Source organism: Shewanella waksmanii, assembly GCF_043643685.1.
GTDB classification, from domain to species: domain Bacteria; phylum Pseudomonadota; class Gammaproteobacteria; order Enterobacterales; family Shewanellaceae; genus Shewanella; species Shewanella waksmanii_A.
The window spans coordinates 184,226-204,757 of record NZ_JBHZSN010000009.1 but is presented as its reverse complement, the minus strand read 5'-3'; the positions used below and the strand labels follow the sequence as shown (position 1 = coordinate 204,757).

Genomic DNA, 20,532 nt, shown 5'->3' with positions numbered 1-20,532 from the left:
TAAAGAAGCAGTAAACTCGATACTTACATTCTTGTGGAAACAAAAACGTAAGACATATTGCTATGAACACTCACTATCTCTAGTGAAAGAGCCATTGATTTAATCTTTTTTCGATTAACTCAACACCTGTGAGTGTCCACACAGATTACTTGATAAATTGTTAAAGAACGTTAGCACATCTCGGTAGTTCCAAGTGGCTAGGGCTGCGTATTCTACTGATTGCGACTTTGCCGTCAACCCCTTTTTCGAGATTGTTTTCAAATTTCGCATCAAGAGCACAAAATTCGAACAATAGGTGAAATAAACCCGGAAATTTGCTTAAAAAGCCTCCACATTGAGGTAATGTGAAGGCGTTATAAAACAATAGAGCGATAAATTATAGCAGTGAAAACTGGCGATGAGTGTTTAAAGGCTAGCTAAATAGTTTGGTACATCAGCAACCGAATCCAATACAACCGTCGCCGCAGCAATGGCTTCGTCGGTAACTTCTTTTCCTGTACGCACTAATATACGATGTGGAATGCCTGCGGCTTGAGCTGCTAACATATCATCGCGTTTATCACCTACCATTGCGGATTGACTTAAATCGATCTTTAGAAACTGCGCGGCCGACAATATCATCCCTGGCTTAGGTTTACGGCAGTCGCAGTCGACCTTATATTCGCCCACCCCTTTGTCCGCATGGTGAGGACAATAATAAATACCATCAAGCTCAACGCCTTTATCGGCAAAATTCCAATCCATCCATTCGGTAAGGGTATGAAATTGCTCTTCAGAGTACATGCCTCTGGCGATACCAGACTGATTGGTTACCACGGCAAGTAAATAACCCATTTGCTTCAATGAAGCACATGCCTCGAACACGCCTTCAACATAATCAAAGTCATCAACCTTGTGAACATAACCATGATCAATGTTAATAACACCATCTCTGTCTAAAAATACCGCTCGTTTCACAATCAATTCTCTTGGTTTCGCAATTGCCGACATTATTCCATTCCTACAGTTAAATTGCACCGTCAACTTGCTATTAATTAAGGAATCATGTGAAATGCATACAATATCCTATAAATAATCAGTGTATGTAGGCCAAGCCAATATGCAATGGAACTACCTTATATGACCAATATCTATCAACAACGGCGCAAAACCTTATTGGCGCAACTACCAAAAGACAGCATTGCAATTATCGTCGGATATCAGCAAAAAGTAAGAAGCAAGAACATTAAGTATCATTTTCGGCAAGACAACGATTTCTATTATCTTACTGGCTTTAATGAACCTGAAGCTATTGCAGTGTTGGAGCAAAGTAGTGGTCGGTACCACCTTTTCTGTCGGCCTAAAGACCCTGCTCAAGAAGTTAGCTTTGGTGCTAGAGCTGGTGTAGAAGGGGCGATTAGCATTCACGGCGCAGACAAAGCTTACCCGCTGGTTGAATTCGAGGAAGTATTACTGACACTGATCGCAAACTGCCCAAATCTGTATATCTCTGATGAACTTGGCCGGTTCTCTAGTCAGCTGCTTTGTTGGACAAACCAACAACGTTTAACTTGCAGTTTTGATACCCCTAAGTGTTTTACAAGCGTGCACCCCCTCGCAGAGATACTACATCCGATGCGCGTCATTAAACAGGATGAAGAAATCGCGCTTATTAGATCTGCAGTTAACGCATCTATTGCTGGTCACGTTGCGGTGATGAGCAACTGTCAACCTAATACCAATGAACGCCAACTCGCGTCATTGTTTAACTACACTGTCGCTCAATACGGTTGTGACGATGTCGCCTACCCTAATATTGTTGCAGGGGGCAATAACGCGATTTGTTTACATTATGAAGAAAATTGCTGCGATCTCAACGATGGAGAGATGTTGCTCATTGATGCGGGCGGCGAATATCAACATTATGCCGCTGATATTACCCGCACTTATCCGGTTAATGGTCAATTCAACCAACAACAGAAAACCATCTATAACATCGTACTTGCTGCTCTTGATGCCGCTATTGCAAAAGTAAAACCGGGAACACCATGGAATCATCTTTATGAAACCTGTATGCGGGTCATGGCTGAAGGACTCTTAGAAGTCGGCTTATTGGATGGTAACATCGAAGAGATAATGCAAAACGAGAGTTATAAACGATTCACTGTGCATAAAACCGGTCACTGGCTAGGTATGGATGTACATGATGTTGGCCCCTACCACGATGTACAGGGTAAGTGGCGTACTTTAGAACCTGGAATGGTGTTTACTATTGAACCCGGTATTTATATACCCGCCGATGCCGAAGATGTACCAAAAGCATTTCGTGGCATGGGGATACGGATTGAAGATGATATATTAGTCACTGATGACGGTCATGAAAACTTATCAGCCCAGGTACCTCGAACTGTTAATGAAATCGAAGCGCTAATGAGCTCATCCTAGTATTGGCAATTGTACAACTGTCATCATAAATCGTATGGCAGTTGCACAAGTTAGTGTAGTGCTAATTAAAACGCTCTATGGAATAAGGCTGTAAATTGATCTGTAATTGCTCCCCTACCACCTGCTGCTGTATTAATTTGGCTGTGATAGCTGACCAGGTTAACCCCAAGTGTTGGTGACCAAAAGAGAAGTAAACATTGTCATGTTGGCCACTTTTGCCAAGCACAGGCAAACTATCTGGCAAGGACGGTCTAAAGCCCATCCAACGCTCACCATCACTGACTTTCGCCTGCGCAAAAAGCGCTGGCAATATGGCTTTGGCATGTGGCAATAGGCAATCGGCCCGCGCTTCGACTAACGGTGCTTTTAAGCCGCCAAATTCAACGGTACCAGCCAAACGCGTTCCGTGCTTCATTGGCGTAATAATGAACTTACGATCAAAAGACGCTACAGGACGAGACAATGTACTTCGTTGCGGCATCATTAGATGATAACCACGCTCAGTTTCCAGTGGAACGTGATAACCCAACTGCTTGACCAAAGGTTTAGACCACGCCCCTGCTGCGACTAAGAGTTGATTGGCTTGATGATGATTGCCACTTGCCAAGGTTAACCCTAGTTGATTTTTTTCAGCACTTTTAGATGTCACTGAATCGACAGCATCCAGTATCACCTTGCCGCCATTGGCCAAAAACTTACGTTCTAATGCTTGGCAAAGTTCAAACGGATCGATGGTGTGACCAACCTCGGTAAAAAATAGCGCATGAGTAATAGCCGAACTTAAACTCGGTTCTAACTGCCGAACATCGTCACCAGACAGCAAGGTGACCTTAACCCCCGCGTTTAAATAGGCTTGGTATTGAGCATTGACCGTTTTTTCTGACGCACTTTCAAAAACCAATAAACTACCATTCAATGTTAACAGTTCAGGACACTGACAATAGTCAACAAGTTCAACCATCGCATCAATTGCAGCCTGATTCAGTAAAGTTATCGCCCACTGATTATGTTGGCGCTTGGCTGGCAACATATTGAGTAGAAATCGACTAAACCAAGGCAGTGCTTTAAAAAAGTATTTTGGCTGAATTCTAAAAGGCCCCAAAGGGTCGAGTAACATACCAGGTAATTTTAGTAACATTGCCGGATCGGCTAATGGAAACATCTGCTCAGTAGCAAAGTGACCCGCATTACCTTTAGAAGCGCCACTGCCGGCACCCTCTTTATCTATTACGGTCACTAGGTAGCCGGATCTTTGTAGCGCAATAGCCGCCGTTAACCCCACGATACCCGCACCGACAATGGTGATAGATGTATCAACGCTAGCTAATTTATCGTCTTGCTTGACAGTCATTTATCTATTCCTTTGGTCAAATTAAAACAATATTTAGCGCAACATAAAGCCGTGCTGAAAAATGTCTTCAGGATCGACGATAAATTGATGTTTCCCTGTAATAAAAGAGCGCCCAGAGACTTCAGGAATCACCGCTTGCTTTCCATGAAATTCAGCAGTACTAGTGGCACTGATTAACATTCTGCCATCAACAATACTTTCAATCATTAATGGGTGATTTAATTCAACTTGGCCTTTTGCATATAACAATGCAATACGCCCAGCAACTCCTGTTCCGGTTGGCGACCTGTCCACTTCGCCATCAGCAAAAATACACACATGGCGAGAATGTGCTTGTGGATTAGTCACTTTATTAGAGGTAAAAATAGTCCCATATAAAAAGCTTAAATCGGACTCTAAGGGGTGAGTGAGCGGATGACTTGCCATCACAGCATGTTTTATACGCCGACCAATATCAATCAACTGCGCCACATTATCTGGGTGGCAACTTAACTCATAGCGATCGGCATTTACATAGGCATAATAGGCGCCACCAAAGCCAATATCATATTCAACTTCACCAAACCCTGGGACATTTACGCTGCAGTTAAGTGCTTCGGCCCATGAATGTACATTTTTAAAACTAGCATGTAATTGGCCTTGCTCATCTCGATAAGCAGAGGCAGTGATTAATCCGGCTGGCGCATCAATTTTAATGACTCGAGGGCAAGCTCCCACCTCTATCGTACCGGTATCAGCAGCCACTTTCACTAACGCCAAAATACCGTGACCACACATGCTACTATATCCCTCGTTATGTAAAAAAAGAACACCAAAATCGGCACCAGGCGTGACAGGCGGTGTTAACAGCGCTCCATACATATCGGCATGCCCCCTTGGTTCATGCATCAGCAACTTACGATATTGATCTAAGTTTGCCGTCACATATTGGCGCATTTGCAGAATCGTCTCACCCTTTAACTCTGGATACCCTGCCGTAATAATCCGCAAAGGCTCACCTTCAGTGTGTGCATCGAGCGTGGTGAATTGTTGACAGTTTTGCAACCAACTTTGACTAATATCCAATAGACGCATGCGTTTTTCCCTCTTATTATTTGTATGCAATATATCGTATCTAACAGCCCCTAAAAACTAATAATCGAATTAAAGGGCTTTTCTTCACTGAGAAATTGTATACAATATACTATAACTTTTGGAACAATCCAAAAATTGGTATAACTTTATTTTCGCATCTAAGTTCATTGTGAAAGCAACAAGAGGTCTCAACATGAAAGTAAACTGGCAAGGTGTATTCCCAGCTATCTCAACTCAATTCAATGATGATGGTTCAATTAACTATGAATCAAATGCACGGATGCTAGAAGACCTTATACGTGATGGTATTGACGGTGTTATCGCATTAGGCACAATCGGTGAAAACGCATCATTAACCGCGCAAGAGAAACGGGACTTTATCAAGCATACCGTAGACACAGTCAACGGTCGTATTTTGGTCTTATCAGGTTGTACTGAAAACACCGCAGAAGCCGCATCTACTTACGCACAAGATGTTGAAAAACTAGGTGTAGATGGCTTGATGCTGCTACCTGCAATGGTGTATCGCGGCACAGATCGTGAAGTGGTTGCTCATTATCAAACCGTTGCACGTTCAACTCAGCTCCCCATTATGATTTATAACAATCCTGTTGGTTATGGCGTTGATATCAACCTTGAAATGACTGCCATTTTGGCCGAAGAACCGAACATTGTTGCGATAAAAGAATCAACCACAGATACACGCCGATTAACTGAGCTGCAAAGCCGTTTTGGTGATCGTTTCAACATTCTATGTGGTGTTGATGATATCGCCCTTGAGAGTATTTTCTTAGGCGCCACTGGTTGGATTTCTGGCTTAACCAACGTTTTCCCACGCGAATCAGTTACCTTGTTTAAGCTTGCGCGTGCTGGACGCATAGAAGAAGCACGAGAAATCTACCGCTGGTTTATGCCGCTACTTCGCTTAGACACAATCCCAACGCTGGTTCAATGCATCAAATTTGCAGAACAAATCGTTGGTCGTGGTAGTGAAAATGTTCGCATGCCACGTATGACATTGATTGGCGAAGAGCGTGCATACGTTGAGCAAGTGATGAAACAAGCCATGGAAACACGTATCGACCTAGACAAGTACAACTTGGACTAAGCCTGATTAAACTAGCTGTGGTTTGTTATCAAACAAGCCACACTGCTAACTTATATAAACATACGGAGTATGGCTCGAATGTTAAAAGGCACCTTCTTTTGCGTCGATGCTCATACTTGCGGAAACCCAGTAAGGCTTGTCACCAGTGGACATCCAAACCTTATTGGTCGCAATATGAGTGAAAAGCGTCAGCATTTTCTCAATGAATATGACTGGATTCGTAAAGCGTTAATGTTTGAACCCCGCGGTCATGACATGATGTCTGGGGCATTTCTCTACCCGCCTTGCAGTGACAATGCTGATGCATCAATACTGTTTATTGAAACCAGCGGCTGCTTACCTATGTGTGGCCATGGCACTATTGGTACCATTACCGCTGCTATTGAATCTGGGCTATTGACCGCTAAACACCCTGGTAAATTAACCATTGATGTTCCTGCTGGGCAAATCTATATTGAATATCAACAAACCGGCAGCAAAGTCGACTGGGTAAAGATTTTTAACGTCCCAGCTTATTTGGCCCATCGCGACGTTATTTTAGATATTCCCGAACTTGGACCATTAAAAATAGACGTATCCTATGGCGGCAATTACTACGCTATTGTTGATCCCCAGCAAAATTTTCCTGGTTTGCGTGAATGGAGTGCCGCAGACATATTGCGCTGGAGCCCTATTGTTCGAGAAATTGCAGATCAAAATTTAACCTGTGTTCATCCCCAAGATCCCACTGTAAAAGGTGTGTCCCATGTCCTTTGGACTGGAGATACGATTTCAAATGGCTCTCAAGGTGCTAATGCCGTGTTTTATGGCGATAAAGCGATTGATCGCTCTCCGTGTGGAACCGGAACCAGTGCTCGATTAGCGCAACTTTATGCTAAAGGCCAGCTTAATGTCGGTGATCAATATACCCATGAAAGTATTATTGGCAGCCAATTCATTGGCCGCATTGAATCGGCAACCCAAATCGGTGAATTTGAGGCTATCAACCCAAGTATTCAAGGCTGGGCAAGAATAACAGGCCAAAATACCATTACCGTTGACGATGACGACCCTTATGCCTTTGGGTTTCAAGTGGTTTAGCAAACCCTATAATTATCAGGAATTAACATGACAGAATTAACAAAAATAGCCATTACAGGTCAGCACTATATTGATGGACAGTGGATCGGTGATGCCAACGATTTTGCCAGTTTTGATCCACAGGCAAATCAACCTCTAGCTTGGATGTTTGCCAACGCTAGCACCACTGACATTGATTTAGCAGCCCAAGCTGCAGCCCAAGCATTCACACAATATCGCCGCACAACGGCAGAGCAGCGTGCCGAGTTCCTTGAAACTATTGCCTTAGAAATAGAAGCTGAAATTGAAGCAATTACCTTAGTGGCCAATGCCGAATCTGGACTGCCGATGCCAAGGTTACAGGGCGAAACTGGGCGTACATGTGGGCAATTACGTTTGTTTGCCAACAATTTACGCAACCCACTTCATCATGGCATTATCGATACTGCCAACCCAGACCGCACACCGTTACCAAAACCCGATACACGCTTAAGTGTACTTCCACTGGGTCCCGTCGCCGTATTTGGTGCATCGAATTTCCCATTGGCTTTTTCAACAGCTGGCGGTGACACCGCCTCAGCACTGGCCGCAGGCTGCCCGGTGATCGTAAAAGGCCACCCAGCCCATGCTGCCACCAGCGAATTAGTCACCCGAGCAATCGCTAAAGCTATCAGTACTTGTAACATGCCCAAAGGGGTATTTAGCCTAGTACAAGGGCGCACCGCGGAGGTATCAACACAGCTTGTGACTCACAAAGTCATTCAAGCCGTTGGCTTTACCGGTTCCCTTAAAGTCGGCCGTATCCTGGCTGATGCCTGTGCTGCACGCCAACAGCCCATTCCATTTTATGGTGAACTTGGCTCAACAAACCCTCAGTTCCTGCTCAGTGATATCCTTACGGAGCAAGCGGAGACCTTGGCACAAAATCAAGTGGCTTCAATGATGATGGGACATGGACAGTTTTGCACTAGTCCAGGCGTTGTCGTCGCGGTAAAAAGCGATGCGTTAACCCGATATTTAGCAGCGATGGCTGAATCTTTAGCGGACCAAGCTGCCAATGCGATGTTAACCCCAGGCATCGCCGCTGTATACCATGAGCAAGTGCAAGCCCTAATAGATAACCCTAAGGTCAGTCTGATTGCTCAAGGACGTTCAAGCGAGGCAGCACACCAAACACGCCCAAGTGCGGTAAAAGTGCAAGCAGCGGCATACCTTGAAGAGCCACAACTACAACAAGAGATATTCGGCCCTTGTGCCATTGTGGTTGAATGCCAAAACATTGAGGAAATGCTACAAGTGGCAAATGCGCTTGAAGGACAGCTCACGGCCACCATTCATGGCATAGAGCAGGAACTTAACCAACATGCAGACCTCATTGATAGTGTCAGCTACCGTGTCGGCAGAATCATATTCAATCAAATGCCAACCGGCGTTGAGGTATGCCACTCAATGATGCATGGTGGTCCCTACCCCGCCAGTACCGATGTTCGAACAACCTCTGTGGGTAGTGAAGCAATCAGTCGTTTTCAACGACCCATCTGCTACCAAAACATGCCACAATCGATTTTACCTGCGGAATTAAAAGATGATCATCCCAAGGTGAATAAGTTTTAAAACGCGCTTTTCATAAAGGGAAACCACGGTTTCCCTTTATTTATAGCGTTATAAGCGGTAATCTTAGGCGGATAATTTAAAATAACGACAAAATTGATACGGGAACTATGAGCCGAAATACCCCCATCGTCCATAAAACACGCACACAAGTTGTGGTCGAAGTGCTGAGGGAAAAAATCCTTTCAGGCGACATCGCTGCAGGTGAACCTCTTCGTCAAAGCGCTTTAGCAGAAGAGTTAAATGTCAGCCGAATCCCAGTTCGCGAAGCTTTATTGCAACTTGAAGCAGAAGGTTTAGTTAAGTTTGAAGCTCATAAAGGGGCGACAGCAACAGAACTGTCTGTTGATCAAGTCACTGAGCTATTCGAACTCAGAGCACTCATAGAAACCGACCTTTTAGCCAAGGCAATTCCTAATCTTCAAGATGAAGACTTGCTGCAAGCTGAAAAGTATCTAACCGAATTAGAAACGGCATTTAAACAAGAAGATGCTGTTAGCACTTGGAGCGAGCTTAATACCCTGTTCCACACTTGTTTATATAAGCCAGCAAATCGACCTCACACCCTTGAAGTCGTCCATGGCCTAAACACTAACTGTGATCGCTACATTCGCCTGCAACTACTTTTAGCTGGCGGAATTCCTAGAGCAGCACAAGATCACAGAGATATGCTAAGCTATTGCAAAAACCAGCAAATAGATGAAGCTGTAGAGCTGCTACGCGCGCACATATTACACGCTGCTGATGCTATTCGCGATTTGGTTGCGCAACAAGTCGACTAGGTCACAATTGACTAGCTTACATTTTGCTAGGCTTAATTATTAGTTTGACAAGGCAGAGCTAAGGTTCTGCCTTTTATTTCTTGAGAGATTACCACATGCAGTACGCCACGATTACAGGCTGGGGAAAATGTGTTCCACCCGCCACACTGACTAACCATGACTTAGCCACCTTTATCGATACCTCAGATGAGTGGATTAAGCCAAGAACAGGTATTAGTCAACGTCACATCAGTCACGTTGATACCTCAGAGATGGCATCGGTAGCGGCAAAACGCGCATTAGCAGCAGCGGGTATCGATGGCAGTGAAATCGATTTGATCATTCTTGCCTCTGCAAGCCCTGATACGCTAATCCCGAATATCGCCTCAACCGTTCAGGCCAACATCGGTGCGACCTGTGGCGCATTTGATATCAATGCTGCATGCAGTGGCTTTCTTTATGGCTTAGGTTTAGGTTCATCACAAATTAAAAGTGGCCAATGCAAAAAAGTGCTAGTTATTGGTGCTGAAAGGCTATCTTTCTACCTTGACTGGTCTCGCCGTGAAACGGCAGTACTGTTTGGCGATGGTGCTGGCGCCGTCGTGCTTGAAGCAACGGATAACGTTGAGGGTGTGCTTGGTTACGAGCTAAATAATGACCCCGCTGGCCGTGACATTCTAAAAGCCGGCTTTGGTACCGCCATGGATCGCTTTAATGCTGCATCACTGGACTTCTACATTGAGTTCAATGGCCAAGAAATCTTTAAACGTGCTATTGCCGGCATGGGTAAATTAAGTACTGCAGTGTTAGAAAAATGCGATGTCAGCAAAGATGATGTTGATTGGGTTATTCCCCATCAGGCAAATGAGCGCATCATCGATACGTTAATTAGTCGGATGAAGATCCCTAAGGAAAAAGCGGTTGTCAACATAGCTAATTATGGTAATACATCAGCGGCAACCATTCCTATCGCCATCTGCGACGCGTTAGAAAAAGGGATGATTAAACCTAATCAAACAATTTTATCATGCGCTTTTGGTGCAGGTCTCACCTCTGCTGCGGCATTGATTAAATGGGGTGATCGCATCACACCAATCAATACATCAGATGCTGAACTACCACCCTGTGATCAAACAGGTATTGAACTGGTTAGCAAAGCTGTTAAACATTTTTGTGGTGAATAACCAGCAACAGATATATCTTAAAAACGCCAGCTTAAGCTGGCGTTTTTTATTAGGTACTTCGCTTGCTACTAAATGTTATACCAATTGGCATAAGAAAGTGATCTACTGAGAGCTATTATTGGCAAACGAGTTAGAGACGAATAACTTAAGTCATAGCGGTTCTATTGGGAAGTGATTCAACGAAGAAGTAGTCAGCCCCAAAAGCGCCCAAAGGGCGAGTTTTAGCACTTCTGATACTGTGTAAACGAACTTGAACCTAGGGTAACTATGCCCTTCATTCGTTGCCTAGTCACAGAAGCGCTTCATCCCAGTATATCTCTTCAGTAAAATGAGATTTGATTAGACGATTAAACTCGTTAAAACTTGCTATCGCGCGTTCTTCATTCGCTAAACACGCCCATACAAAGCGATGGCAGTTATTATCTAATAAATCATAATCACGATACTGAAAAATCGCTTGCTGAGCCCGTACTAGTACATCACTGCCAACCAGGGGTTGGTGACGATGATCACACGCCACATAAATTTTACTGCCTGTTCGTCCTGCTAAAAAACGTTTCGTCGACACAGCGCGAATCAAACCGCTGCCATGCAACTCAATCAAGGTATGCTCATCTAACCAAATCGCCGTATGTTCAATCACGCCGTATACATAACAGCAAACAATAGCGCCAGGGATCGGCCGCACTTTAACATCGCTAGATTGCCATAAACTGGGGTTGAGCTTAGCACCTTCATTATCACTACTAGCAGATGTAGACCTACCTAAACGCCGTTCCAACTCGATCTGTTTTCGCTTTTCACGTTGGTCAGCGAGCACAACCGCACCAATCACTGCGCTCCCCAACCAAACCAAAGGTAATGCCATAAAAACCTACATTTTGCGATTGATTGTTATCTATAACATAGTGAAATCCACCATCAACTAGCAAACCGAAAATGTAAGCAAACTTCTTCTATAGCGCTCACAACGGCTTAGTTTTACTTTGCAGCTATTCTGCCGTGTTAACTAAACGTCACATTTATTGTTGATAATCATCTGAGTTTAAACTAGTTTTTAATAATAACTTTTAATCAAGGATGACATATGAAAGGCATCATTTTTTCTGAATTTCTCAATTTAGTCGAAGATACTTTTGGCTTAGAAATATGCCAAAAAATGTTAGACGAAAACCAAAGTGATGGTGTCTATACCAGTGTCGGCACCTATGACCACCGTGATTTAGTCAAACTTATCGTCACCTTGAGCCAGCTCACTGGGGTAGATGCTGAAGAGTTACAGCGCGTTTATGGTAAATCGATATTTATTCGGCTGTATCAAAGTATGCCCGGACTGCAGGGACAAGCCCATTCGACTTTTGAATTTGTCAAAAGTGTCGAAGAGTACATTCACATTGAGGTGAAAAAACTCTATCAAAATGCCAACCCGCCTAAGTTTACTTTTGTATCGGAGAAAAAAGCGCAGTTAATTATGGATTACCATTCAGCGCGCTGCATGTCTCACGTTTGCTTTGGCCTACTGCAAGGTTGCGCTGATCACTTTAATGAGCAAATGGACATCGATATGCAGCCACTTGATGATGACGGTACAGAAGTTAGGTTTACACTTAACATTATTTAATCAGTGCAATAAATAAGATGACTAATATGAATGATGAACTGGTCAAGCTGCAGCAAATGGTGACGTTACTCACCCGTAAAGCGGATCGTGAGCACCAAGCCAAAGTTGCGGCAGAGAAGCTACTAGACGAAAAAAGCCGTGAACTTTATCTCGCCAAACAGCTTGTTGAAGAAAGCCTAACCAGCATTCAAGAAAAGTCAGACCAAGATATTGCATTGATAAAACTCAAAAGCTATATTGAATCTATCTTATTGGATTTCAACCAGAATTTTCTACAAAAGCCGCTGTCAAACTCGCTGTTGCAACTGCTTGTTGATGATCTGTCCGCCATAGAACAGTTCAGTACCATCGAGTTAGTTTTCAAAAATGCACAGCAATCACAAAGCTTGTTGCGTTTTCATGCTGGCGAGTCCATTGAATGGCAATCTCAACCTGAAGACAGTAAATTCGCTTGGAGTGCAGATGGCTCGCAACTGACCATCAATATTAACGCCAACAATGAGTTTTTAGGGTGTTTACGCATTGGCATTTCAGTTCCTCAAAATTGGATGCATACCATTGAAAAGCAACTGCTAGTATTTGGTGATATGCTGCTTGCCGCGTACCAACGGCAAGCCCTGCTCGACCGCACTTTAGCGGCGAAACGACGTGCAGAACAATCAGAACGCTCAACCCGTGATTTCGTTGCCATGATAAATCATGAACTAAGAACACCGCTGAGCGGCATTGTCGGCTCCACTGAATTGATGCTAAAAACCCATTTAACCGACGAACAAGAAGCACTGCTTAATACGATGATGCAATCGGGTGAACTGCTAAAAGTGATCATCAATGATTTATTAGATGTCAGTAAAATAAACGCGGGCATGTTGCAGCTCAATGAAACCAGTTTTTCACCCCGCCAATTGTGCGACATGATTAAAGACAGTTTCTCTATACAAACTCAAAAAAAGCAGCTCAATTTTAAGTTTAACTATCAAGCATCTATTCCATCCTACCTTGTCGGCGATCCTGACAGGATTAAGCAACTATTTGTCAACCTTATTGGCAATGCCATCAAATTCACTGAAAAAGGCTCAGTCAATGTCGATGTTCAATGGGTCAATGAAATGTTTTGCTTCACCATAACCGATACCGGTTGTGGCATTCCTCAAAGTAGCATCGATACCATTTTTGAACCCTTTACCCAAGCCAATAACCGCAGTAACCGCAAATTTGAAGGGACTGGACTTGGCTTAACCATTTGCCGTTTGCTCGTCAGTGAAATGGGTGGACATATTAGTATTGATAGCGATGAAAATGTCGGAAGCACCTTCAGTATTGCTTTGCCCTTAGCACGAGCACAGGTCAACCTTAAAATGGTTGAAGCCCCAATCGAAAATATAGATATAAGCCAAACCAGTGTACTTGTGGTTGAAGACAGCCATACCAATCAGATGTTGATCAAATTGATGCTGGCTAAGCTCGATATAACCCCGCAGCTCGCCAGTAATGGACAAGAAGCGATTGAGTTCTTAAAGGACAACCAAGTCGATATTATTTTTATGGACTGTAGGATGCCAATTGTCGATGGCTATGAGGCAACCGTGATCCTCAGAAACCAGGGCTACAACAAGCCCATTATTGCGCTTACAGCTGGAACCACCTCAACCGAGCGCGATTTGTGCTTCACGTCCGGTATGAATGACATTGTAAATAAGCCTTATAAACTGGATGATTTAAAGCAAGCGCTAATGAAATGGGTCGCGCAATTGAGCCAATAATCTTTGACAATGAAAAACTTAAAATAACTCTGCCACGGTTATTTTATGCGCCTCCCCCATAGCGGCAATTTGCGCCGTTAATAACTCACCACATGCAATAGCGTCGATCAGTGCGTTATGGGCAGTATATACTGGTAAATTATAGCGTGAGCGGCATGCTCCAAGACGCAACTCCCCCTCTTTTAAAACCTCGTGCTGTCTTAATAAACGGCGTTTTTCTATGGCCATGGTATCGATTGCCAACAAATTTATCGGCTCTTTTAACAGACCCAATATACCTTGTTGCAAAAAAGCGATATCAAGGGGAGCATGATGCGCTACCAAAAGATGGCCGCGGGACTGTTCTAAAAACCACGCCATCGCTTTTTCAGGGGATAACGCACCATCTAATTGGCTATCTAATATGCCATGTATTGCTGCACTTTGGCCTACACTGCCATCAATACTTACCAATTGATGTTGCGCATTGGCCAATTGCAACTGACCACGCACTATCGGTACCAGCCCGATACTTAAGATCTGGTCAAAATTAGCATCTAAGCCGGTCATTTCTAGATCAACGGCCATCAATGGCACGTCGATAACCTTGCACGGCAACAATTGCGCAAGCTCAGAATAATACGCTTTTATCTGTGGATGTTGAGCCCGCCACGATCGCCAAAACAACCCCAGTTTGGACAATAATGCGTTCAATTAAAAACTCCGAGTAAATTTAAGCTTCATACCCGCTTGCGCATCATGTACCACTTTGAACGCATCTCGAAGCTGATGGCGAACTAATGAGGAAAGTTGCTGTGGCATCAAATAATTGCTCACGGGTTGATTATGCGTGTATTGATGGCCTTGATTAGATAAACGCATGTGCGCAATAAACTCATGGGCATCGGCAAGGTTAAGGGCATCTTTACGATTAATGATGTTCAATTGCATCAGTTCTCGTATACGTTTTGCCGTATTGACCTCTTTAATCCCAGCGAACAGCGCGTAAACCCTGGCAATATCATTGATCAGTGCATTACCTTTGTGCTTTAAATCAATTCCTTTGACTTCACTGCCGTCGCGCTCCAAAACAAACTTTTTGAAAAATCCCAATGGAGGTGAAACCGTTAATGAGTTACCTGCCATACCTGCCAGGAAAATATCATTATCTTTGGTATTAGCGAGCACATGATCTTGTAAACTATCAAATAAACTACTACTGCCGTACACGCAGCGCATATCAAAAAAGATGCTGGCATGCATGAGTGCTTTAGGCTCGGGTTGGTTGACCCAATGTTCAAATTTTTGCTGCCACTGGGTCAGTGTCATGCGCCATTTAGGATTTTGCGCCATAATGTCCCCAGGACAATAAACATAACCGCACTGGTCTAACCCAGCACATACGGCTTTAGATAGTGCCTCAAAATAGCCTTGGGCGTGCTCGTCCATCTCGCCAGCAACCAATAATCCATTGTCTTGATCAGAGCAAGCTGCTTGATCTTGTCGTCCTTGTGAGCCAAAGGCTAACCAACAAAAGGCAAGCGGCGCTTCACCTAATAGCTGTTGATTGAGCACAATGAGCCGACGAGTTAACGCATCGGTCACTGAGGTGAGTACTCGACCTATCTCTTCTGCTCTTGCATCGGCACTAATCAAGTTTTGCAGTAACAATGGGATCTGTTTACTGACATTAATTAGATTTTCTAAGTTGTTTTGCCTTTCAATCTCGCCAATTAACAATAATGGTTGGGTGCTTTGACCACGCAAAATATCAGTGCTGGTAATCACCCCCACCGGCATATCATCATCAATAATCGGCAAATGATGAATGTTGTGCTCACTCATTAACAACATCGCCTCAAAAACTAGCGCTTGAGAATTTAGCACTTTTGGGCACGTGGTCATGGCTTGATGCACAGGTAAACTACCATCGTGCCCCTCAGCGATGACACGATTGCGTAAATCTCTGTCGGTTAAAATCCCTTTTAGTTGCTGATTATCAATGATAAGCACTGACGAGACTCGACTGTCTCGCATTAACCTTGCCGCTTCACAAACCGATGCATTGATATCTAAGGTCAACGGTTGCTTAGTCATTAAGGTACTGATTCGGTTGGTCGTCGCCATCTCTTTGGCTTTAAAACGACCTTGATGACGCATTCTTTGGGCAAAAGCGCGGTTAAAGAAACGGTCAAATTCACGGCTGTCATTGCGTAGAAAGTTAAAGGTTTCCGGGTCGAGGTGATACACCAAACCATCTTCAAGGATTTGAATTCGATTACTGATTTTTTCGCCCGATAACAAAGACGGAAAGCCAAAGTAATCACCATCACCTAAGCGGTCTAACAGCTCACCGTCTTGATTACGTACTTCAAAGGCGCCAGTGCGAACGATATAAAGCTGTGGATGATCCTCATCAAGCGGGACATAGGCTGACGACTTACTGTAATAGCCTATGGTTAACGCTTTACAGCATCGTTGTAAACTTGCTTCTGAAAGCTTATCAAATGGAGTTAGTACCGATAAAAAATCTGAGATTGGTTGCAGTTCACTGGCATCCATAATGTCACCTTACTTGATGATATCTAGGTAAAAGGTAACAAGATTCGTCCCCAATTCGTATTCGACCAAAGGCCAGATAATGGCAACAAATAAAAAGGGACGCCATTGGCGTCCCTTCGTTTACATTTCGTTTGTCATCTTAGTGGTCGTGCGCTTCGCCAGCCCCTTTAGGGAAACGAATGCCTTCAACCATATCAACTACATTTTGTGGCACTGCAGCTGTCATCTTACTCACCACGTAAGCCACGACAAAGTTAATCACCATACCTAGCATACCAATTCCTTCAGGTGAGATACCTAGGAACCAATTTTCAGGAGTATTGTCCGCCACATTAACAAACTTAAAGTAAATGATATAAGTTGCTGTAAATGCCAGACCAATCACCATACCGGCAATAGCACCTTCTTTGTTAATGGTTTTAGAGAAAATACCCATAACAATGGCTGGGAATAGAGACGATGCTGCTAACCCGAACGCAATCGCAACAACCGCGGCAACAAACCCAGGTGGATTAATACCAAAGTAACCTGCCATCACAATACCGAGCGCTGCCGCGATTCGCGCAAACAACAACTCTTTCTTATCGGATATATCTGGCATCAAGTTTTTCTTCAATAGATCATGAGACACCGAGGTTGATATCACCAATAGCAGACCGGCTGAAGTAGATAACGCTGCAGCTAGACCACCGGCGGCAACCAATGCAATCACCCATGCTGGCAAGTTAGCAATCTCAGGCGTCGCAAGTACCATGATATCACGGTCAATCTTCATTTCACTTTCAGGGCCTTTGGCATAATACATATTGCCATCACCATTTTTATCATCCCAAGTGATTAAGCCTGTTTTCTCCCAGTTCTTAATCCAGTCTGGTGCCGTTTCATAAGCAACACCATTAGACTCTGGGCCATTAATGGTTTCAATCATATTCACTCGCGAGAATGCCGCTAGTGCTGGAATAGTGGTATACATGATTGCAATAAATACTAGCGCCCAACCCGCAGATACACGTGCATCTTTTACTTTAGGTACCGTGAAGAATCGTACAATAACATGAGGTAAACCAGCAGTACCGAACATCAAAGCACCAGTGATAAAGAACACATCAATCATGCTCTTCGAGCCTTCGGTATATTGGGAGAAGCCGAGCTCTGCAGATAACCCATCGAGTTTATCGAGCAAGTACACACCTGTCCCATTACCCGCAGCATCAATCAATTCAGCACCAAATCCAATCTGAGGAATGATATGGCCTGTCATCATCACAGAGATGAAAATAGCTGGTACCATAAAGGCAAAAATCAGTACGCAATATTGTGCAACCTGGGTATACGTGATGCCTTTCATGCCGCCTAGTACCGCATAGAAAAACACTACAGCCATACCGATATAAACACCGGTTTCGACATCGACTTCAAGGAAGCGAGAGAACACCACACCTACACCACGCATTTGGCCCGCAATATAGGTAAAGCAGATAAAGATCGCACACACAACCGCTACGGTTCTAGCAGCTTGTGAGTAATAACGATCACCAATGAAATCCGGTACAGTAAACTTACCAAATTTACGAAGATAAGGTGCCATACAAAGCGCTAGCAGAACATAGCCCCCGGTCCAACCCATCAAGTAAACTGAACCATCATAACCGGTAAAAGACACGATACCCGCTAAAGAGATAAATGATGCAGCCGACATCCAGTCTGCAGCTGTGGCCATGCCATTCATCACAGGGGGAACACCACCACCAGCTACATAAAACTCTTTAGTTGAACCTGCACGAGACCAAATCGCGATCCCGATGTATAGGGCAAACGTCATGCCCACAATTAAATACGTTAAAGTTTGAACATCCATCTCACGACTCCTTAATCTTCATGCACGTCATATTTTTTATCGAGTGCATTTGCCTTCGCAACATAGACGAAGATAAGCGCAACGAAGACATACATAGAGCCCTGTTGAGCAAACCAGAACCCCAGTTTAAAGCCCATAAAGTGGATCTCATTTAATACGTCGACTAATAAAATTCCGCATCCAAATGACACGAATGCCCAAACGGCTAACAAGCTAAGAACTAGGCGTAAATTCTCCCGCCAGTAGCCCTCTGCTTTTTCATTGCTTTCAAAACTCATAGCGACTCCCCTGTGCTGTATTTTTGATTTAAGTCACAGTTAATCTAACAAGCGTGCAAGGGAGAACAATCAAGACCTTAGTCTAACGCTGGCGTAAACCTTGAAGCACAACAAACAAATGACATTTAAAAACAATAACATAAAGGTTAACGTTAACGTCAACGCAGTGAAATGTAAAACCTTGCAGCTTAGACTAAGGTCGAGGTTTTATCTGGCAGTAATGGAGATATACAACGCAAGTTTGAGTTAGAGAAGTAGGAATAAAGCTGGCTGAATAGCCAAAATAAATACTCGGTGAAATCAGAATTTAAGCTGCTGGCAGAACAGACTCTGCCAGCGATAAAAAAGCTAATAGCCTATTATTGTAATTCACTAAGGTAGGTGATCAGCTCAGCCAACTCAGCAGCGGGAAGATTAATGCTATTCACCAAATATTTGCCGTTAACCAGTAACGCTGGCACACCTCTTATGCCTGACAACTGCGTTTGGGTGTCGTAATTTGATACGGCTAACTGCAAGTCTGCAGAGTCCAATATCGCTTTAACTTTTTGGCCATCAACACCATTGGCCTCAAATAAGTCAATAACTTGTTGTTGACGACTAAAAGGCCCTTGTTGCTGATGAATATGGTCAAAAATTTTCGGGTGCATTAGCTTACTAACTTGCAGTTGATTGGCAATGTAATAAGCTTTTTGGCTTAAAATCCAACTATCACGGCCCGCACCAACCGGCGTTCTGGTGAATGTTATCCCATCATCTAATAACGCAGCTGTTTGTTCTATATGAGGATCATGACGGTAGCAGTGTCCGCAATTATATGAAAAGAACTCCCGAACCACTGGCATTTGGCTTTCTGGAATGCCTGCGACCTGAGTATAGTCTTTACCCTCAGTAAAATCTGCCGCACTGACTGTACTGACCAAAAGGCCAAGAACAAGTGCAAAAAAGCGCCAGCGGTGTCCAGTAACCAACTTCATTTTCATAAACTTAAACTCCTAATTAATCGCTTTAAACTTATATCAGGGATCACAGCTAGCAATGTTCTAGCATCACCATAGGATCGTTATAATGGTATTGATAGTTAAGCAATGTCACTATGCGCTCACCGTTGACGGTTTTATCACTATCGCGCTCTGTTGAAGGTAAAAAACTCGGCGGGCTAAGTGTTAGCTTTTGCGTAGCTGCGGTATAAAATGTTTGCTTGCTCGGATGCTCCTCAGCACAGACATTAAATATATCGTTGCCTGCTCGTGGGGTTGAGAGCACGTGATAAGTGGCGCCAATGCAGTCATCTAAATGAGTCATGTTCACCGACAGAACACCACCAACAATGTCAGACTTACCCGCAAAAAAACGCCCTGGCGCACGCTTGGGGCCAACTAATCCTGCAAAGCGCAAAACGGTACAAACACCTAAATCCAAAAACAGTTGTTCTGCAGCTAATAAAACTTGGCTTTTCTCATCAAAAGCTATGGCATCATCTTCCACACAACACTGACCTGTGGCTGGGTACACCCCAGTGGTACTGATAAACACAACTCGCTGATACTGGTGATCGCCAATCAATGTTTTTAACCTTTGTAAGCGCTCAAGGTAATTACTTTTACCACTGCGCAGACCAGGGGGAATATTCACGACTAAGGCATCTTGTTGAATAGCTGCTCGGGCTTGAGGGGCAACACTGTCAGCATTAGCGTCTTCTAAGACGCTGTCTAAATCCAATAGAAAACCATTAATCCCTTTTTCATTCAAAGAATTAACGCCTTCAATATCTCTTTTTGAGCCAAAAACTTGCAGGTTATTTTTTAGCAGAAACTGAGCTAGCGGTGTTCCATACCAACCGCAGCCCACTATCGCAACAGAAGTGATCATAACAATAGCATCTTCATTAAAAACGAG

18 protein-coding genes are annotated in these 20,532 nt (G+C 43.8%); 8 read left to right on the top strand and 10 right to left on the bottom strand.

What is annotated here, in order from left to right; genetic code table 11:
- Positions 1-405: 405 nt before the first annotated feature.
- A complete protein-coding gene (gene gmhB, locus ACHUFW_RS14980; RefSeq protein WP_394204140.1) occupies positions 406-990 on the bottom strand; it encodes a D-glycero-beta-D-manno-heptose 1,7-bisphosphate 7-phosphatase in 585 nt (194 codons plus the stop codon).
- Between the two features lie 129 nt (positions 991-1,119).
- Between gmhB and ACHUFW_RS14975 the strand changes: the two genes are divergently transcribed.
- Positions 1,120-2,424 (top strand): aminopeptidase P N-terminal domain-containing protein, encoded by a 1,305-nt coding sequence (locus tag ACHUFW_RS14975; RefSeq protein WP_394204139.1) that lies wholly within the window; start codon positions 1,120-1,122, stop codon positions 2,422-2,424.
- Positions 2,425-2,485: 61 nt separating this feature from the next.
- On the opposite strand, the gene ACHUFW_RS14970 is transcribed toward ACHUFW_RS14975, so the two are convergent.
- Together ACHUFW_RS14970 and ACHUFW_RS14965 are read right to left on the bottom strand one after the other, a co-directional pair.
- Positions 2,486-3,775, bottom strand: a complete 1,290-nt coding sequence (locus ACHUFW_RS14970; RefSeq protein ID WP_394204138.1) for an NAD(P)/FAD-dependent oxidoreductase — start codon at positions 3,773-3,775, stop codon at positions 2,486-2,488.
- A 33-nt stretch (positions 3,776-3,808) separates the two neighbouring features.
- Complete coding sequence (locus ACHUFW_RS14965; protein ID WP_394204137.1) at positions 3,809-4,849, bottom strand: proline racemase family protein; 1,041 nt, start codon at positions 4,847-4,849, stop codon at positions 3,809-3,811.
- A gap of 193 nt (positions 4,850-5,042) precedes the next feature.
- On the opposite strand from ACHUFW_RS14965, the gene dapA reads away from it, so the two are divergent.
- The 5 genes from dapA to ACHUFW_RS14940 all read left to right on the top strand — a co-directional run bounded on the left by dapA (position 5,043) and on the right by ACHUFW_RS14940 (position 10,572).
- Complete coding sequence (dapA, locus tag ACHUFW_RS14960; protein ID WP_394204136.1) at positions 5,043-5,957, top strand: 4-hydroxy-tetrahydrodipicolinate synthase; 915 nt, start codon at positions 5,043-5,045, stop codon at positions 5,955-5,957.
- A 78-nt stretch (positions 5,958-6,035) separates the two neighbouring features.
- Positions 6,036-7,037 (top strand): 4-hydroxyproline epimerase, encoded by a 1,002-nt coding sequence (locus tag ACHUFW_RS14955; RefSeq protein ID WP_394204150.1) that lies wholly within the window; start codon positions 6,036-6,038, stop codon positions 7,035-7,037.
- A gap of 27 nt (positions 7,038-7,064) precedes the next feature.
- Positions 7,065-8,630: an aldehyde dehydrogenase (NADP(+)) gene (locus ACHUFW_RS14950; RefSeq protein WP_394204135.1), complete on the top strand. Its 1,566-nt coding sequence runs from the start codon at positions 7,065-7,067 to the stop codon at positions 8,628-8,630.
- A gap of 107 nt (positions 8,631-8,737) precedes the next feature.
- The gene (locus tag ACHUFW_RS14945; protein ID WP_028774341.1) at positions 8,738-9,409 is read left to right on the top strand and encodes a GntR family transcriptional regulator; all 672 of its coding nucleotides are present in this window, start codon (positions 8,738-8,740) and stop codon (positions 9,407-9,409) included.
- Positions 9,410-9,504: 95 nt separating this feature from the next.
- Positions 9,505-10,572 carry a ketoacyl-ACP synthase III gene (locus tag ACHUFW_RS14940; protein WP_394204134.1) on the top strand — a complete coding sequence of 356 codons (1,068 nt, stop codon included), beginning with the start codon at positions 9,505-9,507 and terminating at the stop codon, positions 10,570-10,572.
- Positions 10,573-10,861: 289 nt separating this feature from the next.
- Here the strand turns inward: ACHUFW_RS14940 and ACHUFW_RS14935 are convergent, their stop codons facing one another.
- Entirely contained in the window at positions 10,862-11,440 is a 579-nt protein-coding gene (locus tag ACHUFW_RS14935; protein ID WP_394204133.1) for a C40 family peptidase, read from the bottom strand.
- Positions 11,441-11,659: 219 nt separating this feature from the next.
- Here ACHUFW_RS14935 and ACHUFW_RS14930 point away from each other — a divergent pair, with 219 nt between their 5' ends.
- Positions 11,660-12,193: a heme NO-binding domain-containing protein gene (locus ACHUFW_RS14930; protein ID WP_394204132.1), complete on the top strand. Its 534-nt coding sequence runs from the start codon at positions 11,660-11,662 to the stop codon at positions 12,191-12,193.
- 26 nt (positions 12,194-12,219) lie between these two features.
- On the top strand, positions 12,220-13,956 hold the full coding sequence (locus ACHUFW_RS14925; protein WP_394204131.1) for an ATP-binding protein: 1,737 nt from the start codon (positions 12,220-12,222) through the stop codon (positions 13,954-13,956).
- A gap of 18 nt (positions 13,957-13,974) precedes the next feature.
- On the opposite strand, the gene ACHUFW_RS14920 is transcribed toward ACHUFW_RS14925, so the two are convergent.
- From ACHUFW_RS14920 to ACHUFW_RS14895, 6 genes are all read right to left on the bottom strand, one after another.
- Entirely contained in the window at positions 13,975-14,649 is a 675-nt protein-coding gene (locus ACHUFW_RS14920) for an exonuclease domain-containing protein (protein ID WP_394204130.1), read from the bottom strand.
- A complete protein-coding gene (locus tag ACHUFW_RS14915; RefSeq protein ID WP_394204129.1) occupies positions 14,650-16,497 on the bottom strand; it encodes a DUF294 nucleotidyltransferase-like domain-containing protein in 1,848 nt (615 codons plus the stop codon). It lies immediately after the preceding gene.
- A gap of 139 nt (positions 16,498-16,636) precedes the next feature.
- Positions 16,637-18,355, bottom strand: coding sequence for a sodium:solute symporter family protein (locus ACHUFW_RS14910; protein ID WP_394204128.1), 1,719 nt, complete (start codon positions 18,353-18,355; stop codon positions 16,637-16,639).
- Between the two features lie 11 nt (positions 18,356-18,366).
- Positions 18,367-18,633, bottom strand: coding sequence for a DUF4212 domain-containing protein (locus ACHUFW_RS14905; RefSeq protein ID WP_028774333.1), 267 nt, complete (start codon positions 18,631-18,633; stop codon positions 18,367-18,369).
- Between the two features lie 359 nt (positions 18,634-18,992).
- Positions 18,993-19,616 (bottom strand): thiol:disulfide interchange protein DsbA/DsbL, encoded by a 624-nt coding sequence (locus ACHUFW_RS14900; protein WP_394204127.1) that lies wholly within the window; start codon positions 19,614-19,616, stop codon positions 18,993-18,995.
- Positions 19,617-19,665: 49 nt separating this feature from the next.
- On the bottom strand, positions 19,666-20,505 hold the full coding sequence (locus ACHUFW_RS14895) for an SDR family oxidoreductase (RefSeq protein ID WP_394204126.1): 840 nt from the start codon (positions 20,503-20,505) through the stop codon (positions 19,666-19,668).
- Positions 20,506-20,532: the final 27 nt, after the last annotated feature.

Bases quoted from the DNA above. Each gene is read 5' to 3' on its own strand.
- gmhB (WP_394204140.1), bottom strand. From the start codon at position 990: ATGTCGGCAATTGCGAAACCAAGAGAATTGATTGTGAAACGAGCGGTA.
- ACHUFW_RS14975 (WP_394204139.1), top strand. From the start codon at position 1,120: ATGACCAATATCTATCAACAACGGCGCAAAACCTTATTGGCGCAACTA.
- ACHUFW_RS14970 (WP_394204138.1), bottom strand. From the start codon at position 3,775: ATGACTGTCAAGCAAGACGATAAATTAGCTAGCGTTGATACATCTATC.
- ACHUFW_RS14965 (WP_394204137.1), bottom strand. From the start codon at position 4,849: ATGCGTCTATTGGATATTAGTCAAAGTTGGTTGCAAAACTGTCAACAA.
- dapA (WP_394204136.1), top strand. From the start codon at position 5,043: ATGAAAGTAAACTGGCAAGGTGTATTCCCAGCTATCTCAACTCAATTC.
- ACHUFW_RS14955 (WP_394204150.1), top strand. From the start codon at position 6,036: ATGTTAAAAGGCACCTTCTTTTGCGTCGATGCTCATACTTGCGGAAAC.
- ACHUFW_RS14950 (WP_394204135.1), top strand. From the start codon at position 7,065: ATGACAGAATTAACAAAAATAGCCATTACAGGTCAGCACTATATTGAT.
- ACHUFW_RS14945 (WP_028774341.1), top strand. From the start codon at position 8,738: ATGAGCCGAAATACCCCCATCGTCCATAAAACACGCACACAAGTTGTG.
- ACHUFW_RS14940 (WP_394204134.1), top strand. From the start codon at position 9,505: ATGCAGTACGCCACGATTACAGGCTGGGGAAAATGTGTTCCACCCGCC.
- ACHUFW_RS14935 (WP_394204133.1), bottom strand. From the start codon at position 11,440: ATGGCATTACCTTTGGTTTGGTTGGGGAGCGCAGTGATTGGTGCGGTT.
- ACHUFW_RS14930 (WP_394204132.1), top strand. From the start codon at position 11,660: ATGAAAGGCATCATTTTTTCTGAATTTCTCAATTTAGTCGAAGATACT.
- ACHUFW_RS14925 (WP_394204131.1), top strand. From the start codon at position 12,220: ATGAATGATGAACTGGTCAAGCTGCAGCAAATGGTGACGTTACTCACC.
- ACHUFW_RS14915 (WP_394204129.1), bottom strand. From the start codon at position 16,497: ATGGATGCCAGTGAACTGCAACCAATCTCAGATTTTTTATCGGTACTA.
- ACHUFW_RS14910 (WP_394204128.1), bottom strand. From the start codon at position 18,355: ATGGATGTTCAAACTTTAACGTATTTAATTGTGGGCATGACGTTTGCC.
- ACHUFW_RS14905 (WP_028774333.1), bottom strand. From the start codon at position 18,633: ATGAGTTTTGAAAGCAATGAAAAAGCAGAGGGCTACTGGCGGGAGAAT.
- ACHUFW_RS14900 (WP_394204127.1), bottom strand. From the start codon at position 19,616: ATGAAAATGAAGTTGGTTACTGGACACCGCTGGCGCTTTTTTGCACTT.
- ACHUFW_RS14895 (WP_394204126.1), bottom strand. From the start codon at position 20,505: ATGATCACTTCTGTTGCGATAGTGGGCTGCGGTTGGTATGGAACACCG.